Raw genomic sequence first — 15,666 nt, 5'->3', positions numbered from 1 at the left:
GCCGCCCACGAAAAAGGCACTCCCCTGTCACAGGGAGCGCCTTGGAGATGGTGCGGGCAGCACTTGTCGGCTGCCTGCCGGTATGGGCTTATCGCTTGCGCGCGGCAATCGCCTTTTCGGCCTGGGTCACCAGGTCGGCACCGATCTGGCCCTTCCACTTCTCGAACACGGGGCGCGTGGCCTTCACGAAGGCCTCGCGCTCGGCCGGGCTCAGTTGGGTCACGGTCACGCCATTGGCGGCGATGTCCTTGAGCAGGGGCTTGTCGGCCTCGACCATGCCCTTGCGGGCGATGGCGATCTCTTCCTTGCCGGCGTCGATGGCAGCCTGCTTGACGATCTCGCGGTCGGCCGGGGTCCAGGAATTCCAGATGTCCTTGTTCACCACGAAGATCAGCGGGTCGTTGATGTAGCCCCACATGGTCACGTGCTTTTGCGCCACGGTATGCAGCTTGGCAGCCATGTACACGGCGATCGGGTTCTCCTGGCCGTCCACGGCGCCGCTGGCCATGGCGGGCTGGGCGTCGGCCCAGCTCATCTGCGTGGGATTGGCGCCCAGCGCGGTGAAGGTGTCCAGGAACAGGGGCGAGCCCACCACGCGGATCTTCAGGCCCTTCAAGTCTTCAGGAGTCTTGATGGCCTTCTTGGAGTTGGAGATCTCGCGGTAACCGTTCTCGCCCCAGGCCAGGGGCACCACGCCGGCCTTGTCCAGCGTGGCGAATATGCTCTTGCCCACTTCGCCCTGGGTGAGTGCGTCCACGGCGGCGTAGTCGGGCATCAGAAAGGGCAGCGAGAACAGGTTCAGCTGCTTGACCTGGGGCGACCAGTTGATGGTGGAGCCCACGGCCATGTCGATCACGCCCTGGCGCAGCGCCGAGAACTCGCGCGTCTGGTCGCCCTGGATCAGCGAGACGCCGGGGTACAGCTTGATGTTGATGCGGCCCTGGGTGCGCTCGCGCACCTTGTTGGCCCACAATTCGCCGCCCTTGCCCCATGGGAAGGCGGTGCCCAGCACCAGGGACATGCGGTACTCGCTCTTGTAGGCCGTCTGCGCGATGGCAGCCGGAGCGGTGAAGGCCAGTGCGGCAGCGGCGGCCACGGCGGAAGTCAGAAAGGTGCGCAGTTTCATGTTGTCAGTCTCCTGGGGTCAATGTTGTAGGGTGGAAGGCAAATCGGTCTCGGGGTTTACCACGGGTCAGTAGCCCAGGCGCGCCGGCAGCCACAGCGCCAGCTGCGGGAAGGCGATCACCAGCACCATCACGAGGAACATGGCGAACAGCATCCAGCCGACCCAGCGCACGGTCGATTCCATGCGCACGCCCGCGATGCGGCACGAGACCATCAGGTTCACCGCCAGCGGCGGGGTGAACTGGCCCAGCGCCACCTTGAGCGTGAGGATCACGCCGAACCAGACGGGGTCCCACTGGTAGTGCTGCATGATGGGCAAGAGCAGCGGCACGAAGATCAGGAAGATGGAGATGCCATCGAGGAACATGCCCACGGTGATGAGCAGCACGATCAGCAGCGCCAGCACGCCGTACTCGCCCAGGCCCGAATTCACGATGGCCTTGGCCACCGGGTCGATCACCCCGAGGGTGGACAGCGAGTAGGCAAAGATGCCTGCCAGCGACACCACGAGCAGAATCACGGCCGACAGCTCGCCCGATTCGCGCAGGATGGGGAACAGATCGCGCACCTTGATCGTGCGGTGGATCACCATGCCCACGAAGAGGCCATAGAACACGGCCACCACGGCGGCTTCGGTCGGGGTGAACCAGCCGGCGCGCATGCCGCCCAGGATCAGCACCGGCGCGGCCAGGCCCCACAGGGCCTCGCGCAGGCTCTTCCAGAATGGCGGGCGGGGCATGGTGGCTTCAAGCGCACCCATCTTGTGCCGGCGCGCCATCCACACGGCTGGCACGATCAGCGCGATGCCCGCCAGGATGCCGGGGACCATGCCGGCCGCGAACAGCGCGGGCACCGAGGCCCCCGGCACCAGCACCGAGTAGATGATGAAGGCGACGGACGGCGGGATCAGGATGTCGGTGGCCGCAGCCGCCCCCACCACGCTGGCCGAGAACGAAGGCGGGTAGCCCGCGCGCGACATGGCGGCGATCATCACGCCGCCCACGGCGGCCGCATTGGCCGGGCCCGAGCCCGAGATGCCGCCCAGGAACATGGCCACGGCAATCGCCACCAGCGGCAGCATGCCCGGGCCGCGCCCGACGATGGCCACGGCGAAGTTCACCAGGCGCAGGGCCACGCCCGAGCGGTCGAAGATGGAGCCCACCAGCACGAACATCGGAATCGCCAGCAGCGGGTACTTGCCCAGGCCGGCGTAGAAGTTCTGCGGCACGGCCAGCAGGCCGAACCACTGGCTGTCGGCATTGGCCAGGGCGATGGCGGCGGCGCCGGCCAGACCCAGGGCGGCGCCGATCGGCACGCCCACGAACATCAGGCCCAGGAAGGCCACGAACAGCAGCGTGGCGATCATGGCTGCGCGTCCCTGGCGGGGGCGTCGTCGGCGCGCAGCGGTTCGCGGCTGCGGCGCAGCAGCAGGCCCACGGCGCGCGCGGCGATCAGCGCCGAGATGACGGGCAGCCAGATCGAGTACCACCACTGCGGCACGCCAATGCCCGGCGAGGTCTCGCCAAAGCGGTAATCGTCCCAGACCACGCGCATGCTGAGCACGGCGATGAGCCCGAACAGCAGGGCCACGGCCAAGGCGCCCAGCTGCGCCAGGCGCTTGCGGCGGGCGGCCGAGCCGCCTTCGGCAAAGTACTCGATGCGGATGTGGCGGTCGCGCGCCACGGCGGCGGAGCCGGCCACCAGGGCCAGCACGATCATCAGGAAGACGGAGATCTCCTCCGTCCAGGCGAAGGAGGAACTGGTGAAGTAGCGCACCAGCACGTTGGCAAAGGTGATCAGCGCGAGCGCCGCCATCACGATGACGGTGAGCCAGTCCTCGATGCGCAGGGAGCGGGGTTCTTCGGAGTCAGGGGCGGCGACGGGCACGGAGGCGTCGGTCACCGGCCCTTGGGGAGGGGTGGAGGACATCGGAGCGGCGGTACAGGAGAACAAACAGGACGGGGCCGGTCGCTCTGCCCGCCGGTGTTGTGCACCTGGGGCCGTGACGCGGGAGCGCGCTTTGGACGCAGCTTTCCCTATTATGCGGTGCGTTGCTATGTGTGCACACCAATGGTGCGCAATGGCGCTATGGATAAACCCTTGTACAGGCTTTCCATGACCGGCCGGCACGCCGCAGGGCTGGAAACGATAATGCAGCGATGGAAACCAAGTGGCTTGAAGATTTCGTCAGTCTTGCGGAAACGCGCAGCTTCAGCCGGTCCGCCCAGTTGCGGCACGTGACGCAGCCTGCCTTTTCACGGCGCATCCAGGCCCTGGAGGCCTGGGCCGGCACCGATCTGGTGGACCGCAGCTCCTACCCCACGCGCCTCACGCCGGCCGGCAAGACCCTGTACGACCAGGCGCTGGAGATGCTGCAGGCGCTGCAGAACACCCGGGCCATGCTGCGCGCGCACACCAGTGCGGGCAAGGACATGATCGAGTTTGCGGTGCCGCACACGCTGGCGTTCACGTTCTTTCCGGCCTGGGTGTCCAGCCTGCACGACAAGTTCGGCCCCTTCAAGAGCCGCTTGATCGCGCTGAACGTACACGACGCCGTGATGCGCCTGGTGGAGGGGGGCTGCGACCTGCTGATCGCCTACCACCACCCCTCGCAGCCCTTCCAGCTCGATGCCGACCGCTACGAGATGGTGAGCCTGGGCCAGGAGGTGCTGTCCCCGTACTCCAAGGCCGATGCCGATGGCCAGCCGCTGTTCCGGCTGCCGGGCCGTGTAGGCCAGCCGCTGCCTTACCTGGGCTATGCACCCGGCGCCTATCTGGGCCGGGTGACCGAGCTGATCCTCAAGGAGTCGGGCACCCCCATCCACCTGGACCGTGTCTACGAGACCGACATGGCCGAGGGGCTCAAGGCCATGGCGCTGGAGGGGCATGGTGTGGCCTTCCTGCCCCACAGTGCGGTCAAGAAAGAGCTGCGCACGCGCAAGCTGGTCAGTGCCGCCCCGCCGGACACCGAAGGCCTGCAGATGACCATGGACGTGCGGGCCTACCGCGAAAAGCCCTCGGGCAAGGAAGCGCCCAAGGGCACGGCCCAGGCCTTGTGGACCTACCTGCAGGCGCAGGCGGCATGAACCGCAGGCGTGCCTTCATGCTAAGGGTAAATACGGATATAAACAGTTTGCATAGTTGTCCGCGCAAACGGCATTGGAATTTCATGGTAACGACACGTACAGTCGGCGCCATCGATGGATCAGGCGCAGCAAGGGTTGCCACTGAGGGCCCCACGGTGGCACGAAGATTGCAGTTCTGATTCCACTTCCTTAACCGAGACACCGCATGAAAGTTCAGCATTGGGGATTGGCCTGGGGCATCGCTGCCTTGTGCTGCGCATCCGCAGCGTCTGCACAGGGGGTGCTCGAGCGCGTCAGCGGCGGCGGCAAGCTGGTGATTGCGCACCGGGAGTCGTCGGTGCCGTTCTCCTACATCGACAGCCAGAGCGGCAAGCCGGTCGGCTACGCCATGGACCTGTGCCTGCGCCTGGCCGACGTGGTTCGAAAGAAGACCGGCAAGAAGGACATGCAGGTCGAGTTCCTGGCCGTCACTCCGGCCAACCGCATTGCCATGGTCGAGCAGGGCAAGGCCGACATGGAGTGCGGCTCCACCACCAACAATGCCGAGCGGCGCCAGAAGGTGGCCTTCACGGTGCCGCATTTCATCACCGGCGCGCGCCTGCTGGTGAAATCGGCCAGCACCATCGACCGGGTGGAGGATCTCAATGGCAAGAAACTGGTGTCCACGAAGGGGACCACGCCGCTGAAGGCGGCCGACCAGGCCAACCGCGAACGGCTGATGGGCATCACCATCCTGGAAGCCCCCGACCACGCCAAGGCCGTGGAGATGGTGGAGAAGGGCGAGGCCGATGCCTTTGTGATGGACGACGTGCTGCTGTACGGCCTGGCCGCCGGCCGGCCGAACCCGGGCGCCCTGAAAGTGGTGGGCCGTTTCATGACCACCGAGCCGCTGGCGATCATGCTGCCCAAGAACGACCCCGAATTCAAGAAACTGGTGGACGACGAGATGCGCCGTCTCATCACCAGCCGCGATATCTACCCCATATATGAGAAGTGGTTCGCCAAGCCGATTCCCCCGAACAACACGACGCTGAACCTTCCAGTCAGTTATCTGTTGCGCGACTTCTGGAAATACCCTACCGACCAGGTCCCGTTCTGACTAATATCGCTGGTCGCGTGGTTCCTTTTTTGGTTTTTTGCCTGCCGGCTCCTGCGGCCCGGGCAAATCTCTAAAATCCCCCCCTTTTTTTCGTTTCACACAAGGAGATCCCAATGAAGAAGCATTTGCTCGCGGTTGCCGTGACCGCCCTGGCTGCAGGCAGCGCATTCGCCCAAGCCACCGATACCCTGGCCAAAATCAAGGCCTCGGGCAGCGTGACCCTGGGTGTGCGCGAGTCTTCGGGTCTTTCCTACACCCTGGGCAATGGCAAGTACGTGGGTTTCCACACCGAAATGGGTGAAATCATCCTGGCCGACATCCAGAAGCAACTGGGTCTGGCCAAGCTGGAAACCAAGTACCAGCCCGTGACCTCGCAAAACCGCATTCCGCTGGTGACCAATGGCACGGTGGATCTGGAGTGCGGCTCCACCACGAACAATGCCGCACGCCAGAAGGATGTGGCCTTTGCCGTGACCACTTATGTGGAAGAAGTGCGCACCGTCGTGAAGGCCAACTCCGGCATCACGTCCATCAAGGACCTGAAGGGAAAGACCGTGGCCACGACCACGGGCACCACCTCGGTGCAGACCCTGCGCAAGCATGAGCGCGCTGGTGGCATCGATTTCAAGGAAGTCTTCGGCAAGGACCACGCCGACAGCTTCCTGATGCTGGAAACCGGCCGTGCCGACGCCTTCGTGATGGATGGCTCGATCCTGGCCGCCAACATCTCCAAGTCCAAGGCACCTGCCGACTACAAGATCGTTGGCGAAGTGCTGTCGGTGGAGCCCATCGCTTGCATGCTGCGCAAGGACGATCCGGCCTTCAAGAAGGCTGTGGACGACAGCATCAAGCGCCAGATCGCCGACGGCTCGCTGGCCAAGCTGTACGACAAGTGGTTCATGCAGCCCGTGCCTCCGACCAACACCAAGATCGGCCTGCCTATGTCCGACGCCACCAAGGCGGCTTGGGCCACTCCGAACGACAAGCCCATGGAAGACTACGCCAAGAAGTAATCTTCGGGTTGCTTGCGCCCCTTCGGCCGCCATGGTTCGAAGGGGCTTTTTTGTTGGGTCCGCAAAGGATTGCGCCCAATTCAATACCAAACAATAAAGGGGTGATCCTATGAGTTGGGATTGGCAGGTGTTCTGCCAGGACACCATGGACAGGGAAGTCGTGCAAAGCTGCTTTGGCAAGGGCGGCGACATCACCTACCTGGACTGGATGCTGTCGGCCTGGGGCTGGACGGTGTCTGTTTCGTTGCTGGCCCTGGTGCTGGCACTCGTGTTGGGCTCCACCATCGGCACGCTGCGTACCTTGCAGGACCGGCCGATGATCGTGCGCCTGGGCAATGCCTGGGTCGAGCTGTTTCGCAACATTCCGCTGTTGGTACAGATTTTCCTGTGGTACCACGTCTTGCCCAGCCTCTTTCCGGTCCTGAAGGGCGTGCCCGGCTTCGCTCTGGTGGTGCTGGCGCTGGGCTTCTTCACGTCGGCGCGCATTGCCGAGCAGGTGCGCTCGGGCATCAATACCCTGCCGCGTGGCCAGCGCTACGCGGGCCTCGCGGTGGGCTTCACCACCTTCCAGACCTACCGCTACGTGCTGCTGCCCATGGCGTTTCGCATCATCATCCCGCCGCTGACCAGCGAGACGATGAACATCTTCAAGAACTCCTCCGTGGCGTTTGCCGTGTCGGTGGCCGAGCTCACGATGTTCGCCATGCAGGCGCAGGAGGAAACCTCGCGCGGCATCGAGGTCTACCTGGCCGTGACGGCGCTCTACATCATCTCCGCGTTTGCCATCAACCGCATCATGGCGTTCATCGAGAAGCGTGCGCGCATTCCCGGCGTGGTCGTGCCCAGCGGCGCAGGTGGAGGGCACTGACAAATGAATCTCGACTTTGGCTTTTACAACTGGGACCTGATCTCCAACTTCGTGCTCAAGGGGCTGTATTTCAGCCTGTTGCTCACGTTCGTGGCCACCATCGGTGGCGTGATCTTCGGGACCGTGCTGGCGCTCATGCGCCTGTCGGGCAAGAAGTGGCTGGACGTGCCGGCCACCATCTACGTCAACGGCATGCGCAGCATTCCGCTGGTGATGGTGATCCTGTGGTTCTTCCTGCTGGTGCCGGCCATCATCGGCCGCCCCATCGGTGCGGAAGTCTCGGCGGTGGTGACCTTCATCGCCTTCGAGGCCGCCTACTTCAGCGAGATCATGCGCGCCGGCATCCAGTCCATTGCGCGTGGGCAGGTCCACGCCGGCCAGGCCCTGGGGATGACCTATGGCCAGAACATGAAGCTGGTGGTGCTGCCCCAGGCGTTTCGCAACATGCTGCCGGTGCTGCTCACGCAGACCATCATCCTGTTCCAGGACACGTCGCTGGTCTACGCCATCGGTGCCTACGACATGCTCAAGGGCTTTGAAGTGGCGGGCAAGAACTTCGGCCGCCCCATCGAGGCCTACCTGGCCGCAGCGGTTCTGTACTTTGTGATGTGCTATGCGCTGTCCTGGATGGTCAAACGCCTGCACCAGAAGATCGCGATCATTCGCTGATGCAAAAGAGATTGGATTGAGGAACAAGAAATGATCGAACTCAAGAACGTATCCAAGTGGTATGGCCCCGTGCAGGTGCTCAACGAGTGCTCGGCCGTCATCAACAAGGGTGAAGTGGTCGTGGTGTGCGGGCCCTCCGGCTCGGGCAAGTCCACGCTGATCAAGACCATCAACGCGCTCGAGCCCTTCCAGAAGGGCGAGATCACGGTCGATGGCGTGAAGCTGCACGACCCCAGCACCAACCTGCCCAAGCTGCGCAGCCGCGTCGGCATGGTGTTCCAGCACTTCGAACTGTTCCCCCACCTGTCGGTGACGGAGAACCTGACGATTGCCCAGATCAAGGTGCTGGGCCGCAGCCCCGACGATGCCAAGAAGCGTGGCCTGAAGATGCTCGAGCGCGTGGGCCTGATGGCGCACAAGGACAAGTTCCCTGGCCAGCTCTCGGGCGGCCAGCAGCAGCGCGTGGCGATTGCCCGCGCCCTGAGCATGGACCCCATCGTGATGCTGTTCGACGAGCCCACGTCGGCGCTCGACCCCGAAATGGTCGGCGAAGTGCTCGACGTGATGGTGGGCCTGGCCAACGAAGGCATGACCATGATGTGCGTGACCCACGAAATGGGCTTCGCCCGCAAGGTGAGCAACCGCGTGATCTTCATGGACGTGGGCGGCAAGATCCTGGAGGACTGCTCCAAGGACGACTTCTTCAACCACCCCGAAGCCCGCCAGCCGCGCACCAAGGACTTCCTCAACAAGATCCTGGCGCACTGAGTTGCGCACGCATTGCGGCCCCTGCGGGCGCACTGCGGTGGACGGTACAAAAGGCGCCCTGGGCGCCTTTTGTCTTTTTTGCCTGCCGGCGCCTGCCGCTCTTGCCGCTACTTGCGCGAAGGCCTGCGCACGGGGGTTTCGCCCACGATGAGCTGCTGGTCCTCGACGTCCTTCCACAGCGTGTCCCGGCGCTTGAGCGCCTCGGACACCACTTCATGCCGCAGTTGCGCCACTGCGGAAACCAGGGCATTGCACAGGAAGAAAGCGGCGGTGTACGAGTCGAACGGCGAGGCGTTGGAGGTGCGCACCAGGATGCGTTCGTGGGCCAGCAAGGCCAGCGGGGCCGAAGCGCTGTCGGTCAGGGTCAGCACCTGGCCGCCGGCCTCGCGAAAGCGCTGTGCCACCTTCACCGGCCCGCTCGCATAGCGGCGGATGCTGAATGCCAGCAGCACGTCGTCGGGCTGCACCCAGAGCAACTGGTCGGTGGCGGCCACGGCGCCAGCGCCCAGCTCGTGCACGCCGGGGCGGCACATGTTCAGGTGCAGTGCCAGCCAGGCCGCCACGGGCGCGCTGTTGATCTGCGCCAGCACGAAGACCCGGCCTTTTTCCTGGGCCAAGCGGTTGGCGATGGCCTCGAAGGCCGCCATGTCCAGCCCGTCGCGCGTGGCGCTGATGTTGTGCTGGTCGTGCAGCAGGGCGTCGTCCACGCACTGCTGCAGGCTGCGCCGGGTGCCGATGGTCACGGGCGCGCGCTGGCCCGCCGTCTGCAGCAGGGCCGTGACCTCGGCGCGCGCCTCGCGCTGGGCCTCGGCGTAACTGCCATAGCCCAGCTTGGCGAACAGCCGCACCACGGTAGAGGCGCTGGTGCCCGTGCGGGCGGCCAGCGAGGTGGCCGATTCCAGCAGCGCATGGGGGTAGTCGCGTTCCAGTGCCTCGGCCAGGGCGCGTTCGCTGGCAGTCAGGCCGGCGCCCTGGCGGGCCAGGCGTTCGGGCAGCAGGCCCTCGGAGGTTTGCAATGATGATTTCATTTGTATCCGTTTTGTGAAAAATGTATTGCAAACAAGGCCGCTGCATGCAACACTTTCGCCCCATCACCATGCCCTCCCCGGGCGTGGATGGAAAGGAAAACATGCAGGATACCCTTGAAGAAAGCCGTGCACAGGTGCGCGAACGCATCCTGGCCTGGCTGGCCGGCCAGCAGCAGGCCATGCAAGACCTGTTGCAGAAGGTGGTAGACATTGACAGCGGCAGCCGCGACGAAGCAGGCGTGGCGGCGGTGGCTGCCGCGCTGCGCGAGCGGCTCGTGGCTGCCGGTGTGGCGGTCGAGTTCGTGCCCGTGCCGGGTTACGGCGTGCTGCTGCAGGCGCAGGTGCCTGGCCCCACCGAGGGCGCACCCATCCTGCTGATGGGCCACATGGACACCGTATACCCCGCTGGCACCGCGGCGCGCCGTCCCTTCCGCGTGGAGGAGGGGCGGGCCTATGGCCCCGGCGTGGCCGACATGAAGTCGGGCCTGGTGATGAACACTTTCGTGGCTGAGGCCTTTGCGCGCTGCGGCGGGCTCACGGCGCCGCTGCGGCTGTTCTTTTCGTGCGACGAGGAGATCGGCTCGCCCGCCACGCGCGAGCAGATCATGGCCGCAGCCCGTGGCGCACGCGCCGTGCTCAATGCCGAGCCGGGCCGTGTGAGCGGCAATCTGGTCACCAGCCGCAAGGGCTCCATGGCGGTCGAATTCGAGGTGCAGGGCGTGGCCGCCCATGCGGGCATCAACCATGCGGCCGGCGCCAGCGCCATCGGGGCGCTGGCCCACAAGATCCTGGCGCTGCATGCGCTGACCGACCTGGCTGCGGGCACCACCACCAACATCGGCGTGGTGCAGGGCGGCATTGTGCCGAACATGGTGGCGCCGCACGCCAAGGCCGAACTGGACGTGCGCTACACCGCCGAGACCGACCCCGACGAACTGTTCGAGCGTGTACGCGCCATCGTCGAGGCCGAGGCCGTGCCGCGCACCCAGGGCCGCGTGACCGCCGTGCGCCGCACCCTGCCCATGAAGCCCACGCCCGATGCGCTGCTCGCGCTGTACCAGCGCGGCGCGCAATCGCTGGGCTTTTCGGTGCAGGGCGAGTTCACCGGCGGCGCGGCCGACAGCGGCCTGACGGCTTCGGTGGGCGCGCCCACACTGTGCGGTACCGGGCCCGTGGGCGGCCACGCGCACACCGAGCGCGAGTACTGCGAGCTGTCCACCCTGGTGCCGCGCGCGCAGGCCATGGCGCTGCTCATCCTGGACCATCCCTGATTTCGTTTCCTACAAGACCTTGAGAGAAGAACCCATGACCTCCTTCATGCAGCCCAATCGCCGCCACATCCTCCACACCGGTCTGGGGCTGGGCCTCGCGGGCCTGGCGCCGCTGGCCGCACAGGCCCAGGACAAGTACCCCTCGCGTCCCATCACGCTCGTGGTGCCCTTTCCGCCCGGGGGCTCGGTGGACATCATGGCGCGCCAGTATTCGGAGCCGCTGTCGCGCATTCTGGGCGTTCCCATCGTGGTGGAAAACCGCGCAGGGGCGGGCGGCTCCGTCGCGTCGCTGGGCGTGGCCCGCGCCAAGCCCGATGGCTACACCCTGGTCGTGTCCTCGCAAAGCAGCCACCTGGCCAACCCGCTGACGCAGCCGAAAGTCGGCTACGACCCTATCAAGGATTTCGAGAACATCGCCATCCTGGGCCGCCAGCCCAACGCGCTGGTGGTGCATTCGAGCCTGCCCATCAAGTCGGTCAAGGAGTTCGTCGACTACGCCAAGAAGAACCCCGGCAAGCTCAACTACGGCAGCGGCGGCGTGGGCAGCATGGGCCAGCTCAACGTGGAGATGTTCAAGGCGGTCACCGGTACCCACACCACGCACATCCCCTACCGCGGCGGCACGCCGCTGATCACGGCCGTGCTGGCCAACGAGGTGCAGTTCATCCTCGACAACCTGGTCATCATGCTGCCGCACGTGCAGGCGGGCAAGGTGCGCACCCTGGCCGTGGCCTCCGACCAGCGCCTGCCGCAGTTGCCCGACGTGCCGACCATGGCCGAGGCCGGCTATCCCGAATTGAATCTCACCTCCTGGACCGGCCTGGCCGCGCCCGGCGGCACGCCCGATGCCATCGTGCAGACCTTGTACAAGGCCGTGCGCCAGGCCGCCACGGCGCCTGCCATGGTGGCCAACCTCAAGGAGCGCGGCGTGATCGTGCCCGAGGAAATGGCGCCGGCCGCCTTCGAGAAGATGATGGCCGAGCGCCTGGTGAAGTTCGGCGACGTGGTGCGCAAGGCCGGTATCACGGCCGAATGAGCGGTGCTGGACGGGGGATGATGCGGGGAATGGGAGAATATCGCCCATGACCGCAGCAGCCCCCACCAACACCCTCACCATCACCCGCCCCGACGACTGGCACCTGCATGTGCGCGACGGGGAGCCGTTGTTCACCGTGGTGCCGCACACGGCCGCCCAGTTCGGCCGTGCCATCATCATGCCCAACCTGCGCCCGCCCGTGACCACGGCCGAGCAGGCCCTGGCCTACAAGGAGCGCATCCTGGCCGCAGTGCCCGCGGGCGTGCAGTTCGAGCCGCTGATGACGCTGTACCTCACCGACAACCTGCCGCCCGAGGAAATCGTGCGCGCACGCGAAGCGGGTGTGGTCGCCGCCAAGCTCTACCCTGCCGGTGCCACCACCAACAGCGACGCCGGCGTGACCGACCTGCGCAAGACCTACAAGACCCTCGAAGCCATGCAAAAGAGCGGCATGCTGCTGCTGGTGCATGGCGAGGTGACCAGCAGCGACATCGACCTGTTCGACCGCGAGGCCGTGTTCATCGAGCAGCAACTGATCCCGCTGCGCCGCGATTTCCCCGAGCTCAAGATCGTCTTCGAGCACATCACCACCAAGGACGCGGCCGACTACGTCAACGCGTCCGACCGCTTCACGGCCGCCACCATCACGGCGCACCACCTGCTGTACAACCGCAACGCCATTTTCATCGGCGGCGTGCGCCCGCACTACTACTGCCTGCCCGTGCTCAAGCGCGAGACGCACCGCGTGGCCCTGGTGCAGGCCGCCACCAGCGGCAGTGCCAAATTCTTCCTCGGTACCGACAGCGCGCCGCACCCGGCCCACCTCAAGGAGCATGCCAGCGGCTGCGCCGGCTGCTACACCGCCCATGCGGCGATGGAGATGTACGCCGAGGCCTTCGACAATGCAGGCGCGCTCGACCAGCTCGAAGCCTTTGCCAGCTTCAATGGCGCCGACTTCTACGGCCTGCCGCGCAACACCGGCACCATCACGCTGCAACGCGAATCGTGGACGCCGCCCGACAGCTTCGCCTTTGGCGAAGCCGAGCTCAAGCCTTTGCGCGCGGGTGAAGCGCTGCCGTGGCGGCTGGTCTAGAGGCGATTGACTGGGCCGCCGCCTGGCTGGCCCCGTGGCGAGCCTCCGGTCAGCCGGTGGCGCAGCAGGTGCTGCAGCACGGCGCGCCCGTGCACCGTGCGCTGCAGGGCGCCATGGCTGCGCCCGTGCAGTTTGTCCCCCAGGACGACCTGCCCGAAGGCGCCGCCTATGAGCAGCATATCTTCGAGACGCGCCGCGTGCCCACGCGCGACAACCTGCACGATTTCTTCAACGGCCTGGTGTGGCTGCAGTTCCCGCAGGCCAAGCGGCGGCTCAACGAACTGCAGGCCGGTGCCATCGCGGCGCACGGCATTGGTGCGGTGCGCGGCCCGCTGCGCGATGCGCTCACGGTGTTCGATGAGAACGGCGCCTTGCTCGACGCCCCCGCACCGATCTGGCAAGCGCTGCAGGCGCGTGAATGGACGCGGCTGTTCGTGGACCTGCGCCCGCTGTGGCGCGAGGCACGGCTGCTGCTGTTCGGCCATGCGCTGCTCGAAAAGCTGGTGGCACCCCGCAAGCCCATCGTCGCGCATGTGTATCGGGCGCAGTGTGCTATGGATTCGGTAGCGAATGCCGACGCCTGGCTGGCCCAGCAGATGGAGCCAGGGCACTGGGCCGGCAAGCCATTCTCGCCGCTGCCGGTGTTGGGCGTGCCCGGCTGGTGGCTGGCCAACGAAGACCTGTGCTTCTACGACGATCCGCAGGTGTTCCGGCCTTCCCGCACCGCGTCGGGCAAGACGCTCTAATTCCCGTCAGCGACTGTGTGATAAGGCCCCTCCAGGCAATTCGCCCTACCATACCGCAAAGGGAAACTGCGGCTGCGGGCCCCGGGGTGGCGGTGCTTGAATCGCGCCGATCCACCCCCCATCTAGACCGCAGTGACCTGTCTACCCCACGGAGAGAACATGAAGCGGATATTTTTGTTTGTACTGACCAACCTGGCCGTCGTCGTCGTGCTGGGGGTGGTGGCGAGCCTGCTGGGCGTCAACCGCTTTCTCACGGCCAACGGCCTGAACCTGGGCGCGCTGCTGGGCTTTGCGCTCATCATGGGTTTTGGCGGCGCGATCATCTCGCTCTTGATCAGCAAGCCCATGGCCAAGTGGACCTCGGGTGTGCGCGTGATCGACGGCTCCGGCTCGGCCGATGAGCGCTGGATCGTCGAGACGGTGCGCAAGTTCGCCGACGCGGCCAAGATCGGCATGCCCGAAGTTGGCATCTTCGAAGGCGACCCGAACGCCTTCGCCACGGGCGCGTTCAAGAACTCGGCGCTGGTGGCGGTGTCCACCGGCCTGCTGCAGGGCATGACGCGTGAAGAGGTCGAGGCCGTGATCGGCCACGAGGTGGCCCACATCGCCAACGGCGACATGGTCACCATGACGCTGATCCAGGGCGTGATGAACACCTTCGTGGTGTTCCTGTCGCGCGTGGTCGGCTACGCGGTGGACAGCTTCCTGCGCAAGAACGACGAGAACAGCTCGGGCCCCGGCATCGGCTACTACGTGACCACCATCGTGCTGGACATCGTGCTGGGCTTTGCCGCCGCCATGGTCGTGGCCTGGTTCAGCCGCCAGCGGGAGTTCCGCGCCGATGCGGGTGCCGCTCAGCTGATGGGGCGCCGCCAGCCCATGATCAATGCCCTGGCCCGCCTGGGCGGCATGCACCCGGGCGAGCTGCCCAAGAGCGTGGCCGCCATGGGCATTGCCGGCGGCATCGGCAAGCTGTTCAGCACCCACCCGCCCATCGAAGAGCGCATTGCCGCGCTGCAGAACAAGGCGTGATGCGTTGAACGGCCCCGGGGCCGTATCGCTCCGTTAAAAAGCCGCCGGGTGTGAACCCGGCGGCTTTTGTTTTTCGGGCCTGCCTCAGCCTGCGTAGGCCGGCGTGGCGCTGGAGAGCGATTGCTTTACATGGCGCGTGGTGTCATCGGCCAGCACTTCGGCGAGGCCTGCCTCCACGCCCTGCAGCGCCAGGCGTGCGACATCGAGCGGCGCGGCCTTGGGGGCGTCCAGGCCGCGGGTCATGTCGGTGTCCATGTAGGCCACGTGGAGGCTGGTCACCTGCGTGCCCTGGGCGCGAAGTTCGTTGCGCAGGCCGTTGCTCAGCGACCAGGCCGCGGCTTTGGAGGCGCTGTAGGTGGCCACGCCGGGAATCGTGAGCCAGCTCAGCACCGACAGCACGTTGAGCACCGCGCCACCGCCGTTCGCCTGGAGCACCGGGGCAAAGGCCTGCGCCATGGCCCAGGGGCCGAAGAAGTTGGTTTCGAATTCGGCGCGTGCGGCTGCCATGGCATCGGCGCCTAGAAAGCCCGATCCGCGCGAGATGCCGCTGTTGTTCACCAGCAGCGTCACATCGGGGCAGGCGGCCACGGCGGCGGCGATCTGGGCGGGGTCGGTCACGTCCAGCTTCACGGGCACCACGCCCGGCAGCGTGACCGTGGACGGATCGCGCGCCGCAGCGTAGACCTTGCGGGCACCGGCGGCGAGGGCCGCCTGGGCAAAGGCCAGGCCCAGGCCCCGGTTGGCACCGGTGATGAAGACGACGGAGTTCTGGAGGTTCATGGAAGCAGTCCTTGGAGCAAGAGGGTGAGGTGGGGGTGAGGGAAATGGTTGG

At 65.9% G+C, this 15,666-nt stretch carries 16 protein-coding genes; 11 read left to right on the top strand and 5 right to left on the bottom strand.

Going from position 1 to position 15,666, the window contains the following annotated elements; translation table 11 throughout:
• Window positions 1-88 precede the first annotated feature (88 nt).
• From U5N23_RS25570 to U5N23_RS25560, 3 genes are all read right to left on the bottom strand, one after another.
• Complete coding sequence (locus U5N23_RS25570) at window positions 89-1,126, bottom strand: DctP family TRAP transporter solute-binding subunit (RefSeq protein ID WP_322595495.1); 1,038 nt, start codon at window positions 1,124-1,126, stop codon at window positions 89-91.
• A 66-nt stretch (window positions 1,127-1,192) separates the two neighbouring features.
• A complete protein-coding gene (locus tag U5N23_RS25565; protein WP_322595494.1) occupies window positions 1,193-2,491 on the bottom strand; it encodes a TRAP transporter large permease in 1,299 nt (432 codons plus the stop codon).
• Window positions 2,488-3,054 carry a TRAP transporter small permease gene (locus U5N23_RS25560; protein ID WP_322595493.1) on the bottom strand — a complete coding sequence of 189 codons (567 nt, stop codon included), beginning with the start codon at window positions 3,052-3,054 and terminating at the stop codon, window positions 2,488-2,490. Before U5N23_RS25560 ends, U5N23_RS25565 begins: the two co-directional genes overlap by 4 nt.
• Before the next feature lie 230 nt (window positions 3,055-3,284).
• Between U5N23_RS25560 and U5N23_RS25555 the strand changes: the two genes are divergently transcribed.
• The 6 genes from U5N23_RS25555 (at window position 3,285) to U5N23_RS25530 (ending at window position 8,628) form a co-directional block, all read left to right on the top strand.
• Window positions 3,285-4,211, top strand: coding sequence for a LysR family transcriptional regulator (locus U5N23_RS25555; protein WP_322595492.1), 927 nt, complete (start codon window positions 3,285-3,287; stop codon window positions 4,209-4,211).
• A 205-nt stretch (window positions 4,212-4,416) separates the two neighbouring features.
• Window positions 4,417-5,310 carry an amino acid ABC transporter substrate-binding protein gene (locus U5N23_RS25550; protein WP_322595491.1) on the top strand — a complete coding sequence of 298 codons (894 nt, stop codon included), beginning with the start codon at window positions 4,417-4,419 and terminating at the stop codon, window positions 5,308-5,310.
• A 113-nt stretch (window positions 5,311-5,423) separates the two neighbouring features.
• Window positions 5,424-6,323: an amino acid ABC transporter substrate-binding protein gene (locus U5N23_RS25545; RefSeq protein WP_322595490.1), complete on the top strand. Its 900-nt coding sequence runs from the start codon at window positions 5,424-5,426 to the stop codon at window positions 6,321-6,323.
• Window positions 6,324-6,432: 109 nt separating this feature from the next.
• The gene (locus tag U5N23_RS25540; protein ID WP_322595489.1) at window positions 6,433-7,191 is read left to right on the top strand and encodes an amino acid ABC transporter permease; all 759 of its coding nucleotides are present in this window, start codon (window positions 6,433-6,435) and stop codon (window positions 7,189-7,191) included.
• 3 nt (window positions 7,192-7,194) lie between these two features.
• Entirely contained in the window at window positions 7,195-7,860 is a 666-nt protein-coding gene (locus tag U5N23_RS25535) for an amino acid ABC transporter permease (RefSeq protein WP_179682100.1), read from the top strand.
• Between the two features lie 30 nt (window positions 7,861-7,890).
• Window positions 7,891-8,628: an amino acid ABC transporter ATP-binding protein gene (locus U5N23_RS25530; protein ID WP_179682099.1), complete on the top strand. Its 738-nt coding sequence runs from the start codon at window positions 7,891-7,893 to the stop codon at window positions 8,626-8,628.
• Between the two features lie 107 nt (window positions 8,629-8,735).
• Here the strand turns inward: U5N23_RS25530 and U5N23_RS25525 are convergent, their stop codons facing one another.
• Entirely contained in the window at window positions 8,736-9,656 is a 921-nt protein-coding gene (locus U5N23_RS25525) for a MurR/RpiR family transcriptional regulator (RefSeq protein ID WP_322595488.1), read from the bottom strand.
• Between the two features lie 101 nt (window positions 9,657-9,757).
• Between U5N23_RS25525 and U5N23_RS25520 the strand changes: the two genes are divergently transcribed.
• From U5N23_RS25520 to htpX, 5 genes are all read left to right on the top strand, one after another.
• Window positions 9,758-10,927, top strand: coding sequence for a M20 family metallopeptidase (locus U5N23_RS25520; RefSeq protein WP_322595487.1), 1,170 nt, complete (start codon window positions 9,758-9,760; stop codon window positions 10,925-10,927).
• A 34-nt stretch (window positions 10,928-10,961) separates the two neighbouring features.
• Window positions 10,962-11,963 (top strand): tripartite tricarboxylate transporter substrate binding protein, encoded by a 1,002-nt coding sequence (locus U5N23_RS25515; RefSeq protein WP_322595486.1) that lies wholly within the window; start codon window positions 10,962-10,964, stop codon window positions 11,961-11,963.
• A 46-nt stretch (window positions 11,964-12,009) separates the two neighbouring features.
• A complete protein-coding gene (gene pyrC, locus U5N23_RS25510) occupies window positions 12,010-13,056 on the top strand; it encodes a dihydroorotase (protein WP_322595485.1) in 1,047 nt (348 codons plus the stop codon).
• A gap of 56 nt (window positions 13,057-13,112) precedes the next feature.
• Entirely contained in the window at window positions 13,113-13,802 is a 690-nt protein-coding gene (locus U5N23_RS25505) for a DUF3025 domain-containing protein (RefSeq protein ID WP_322595574.1), read from the top strand.
• 159 nt (window positions 13,803-13,961) lie between these two features.
• A complete protein-coding gene (gene htpX, locus U5N23_RS25500; protein ID WP_322595484.1) occupies window positions 13,962-14,834 on the top strand; it encodes a protease HtpX in 873 nt (290 codons plus the stop codon).
• An 84-nt stretch (window positions 14,835-14,918) separates the two neighbouring features.
• On the opposite strand, the gene U5N23_RS25495 is transcribed toward htpX, so the two are convergent.
• Entirely contained in the window at window positions 14,919-15,614 is a 696-nt protein-coding gene (locus U5N23_RS25495; protein ID WP_322595483.1) for an SDR family oxidoreductase, read from the bottom strand.
• Between the last annotated feature and the right edge of the window lie 52 nt (window positions 15,615-15,666).

It is taken from the genome of Acidovorax sp., assembly GCF_034519795.1.
Classification (GTDB): domain Bacteria; phylum Pseudomonadota; class Gammaproteobacteria; order Burkholderiales; family Burkholderiaceae_C; genus Acidovorax.
This window is presented reverse-complemented; position numbering and strand designations above follow the sequence as displayed.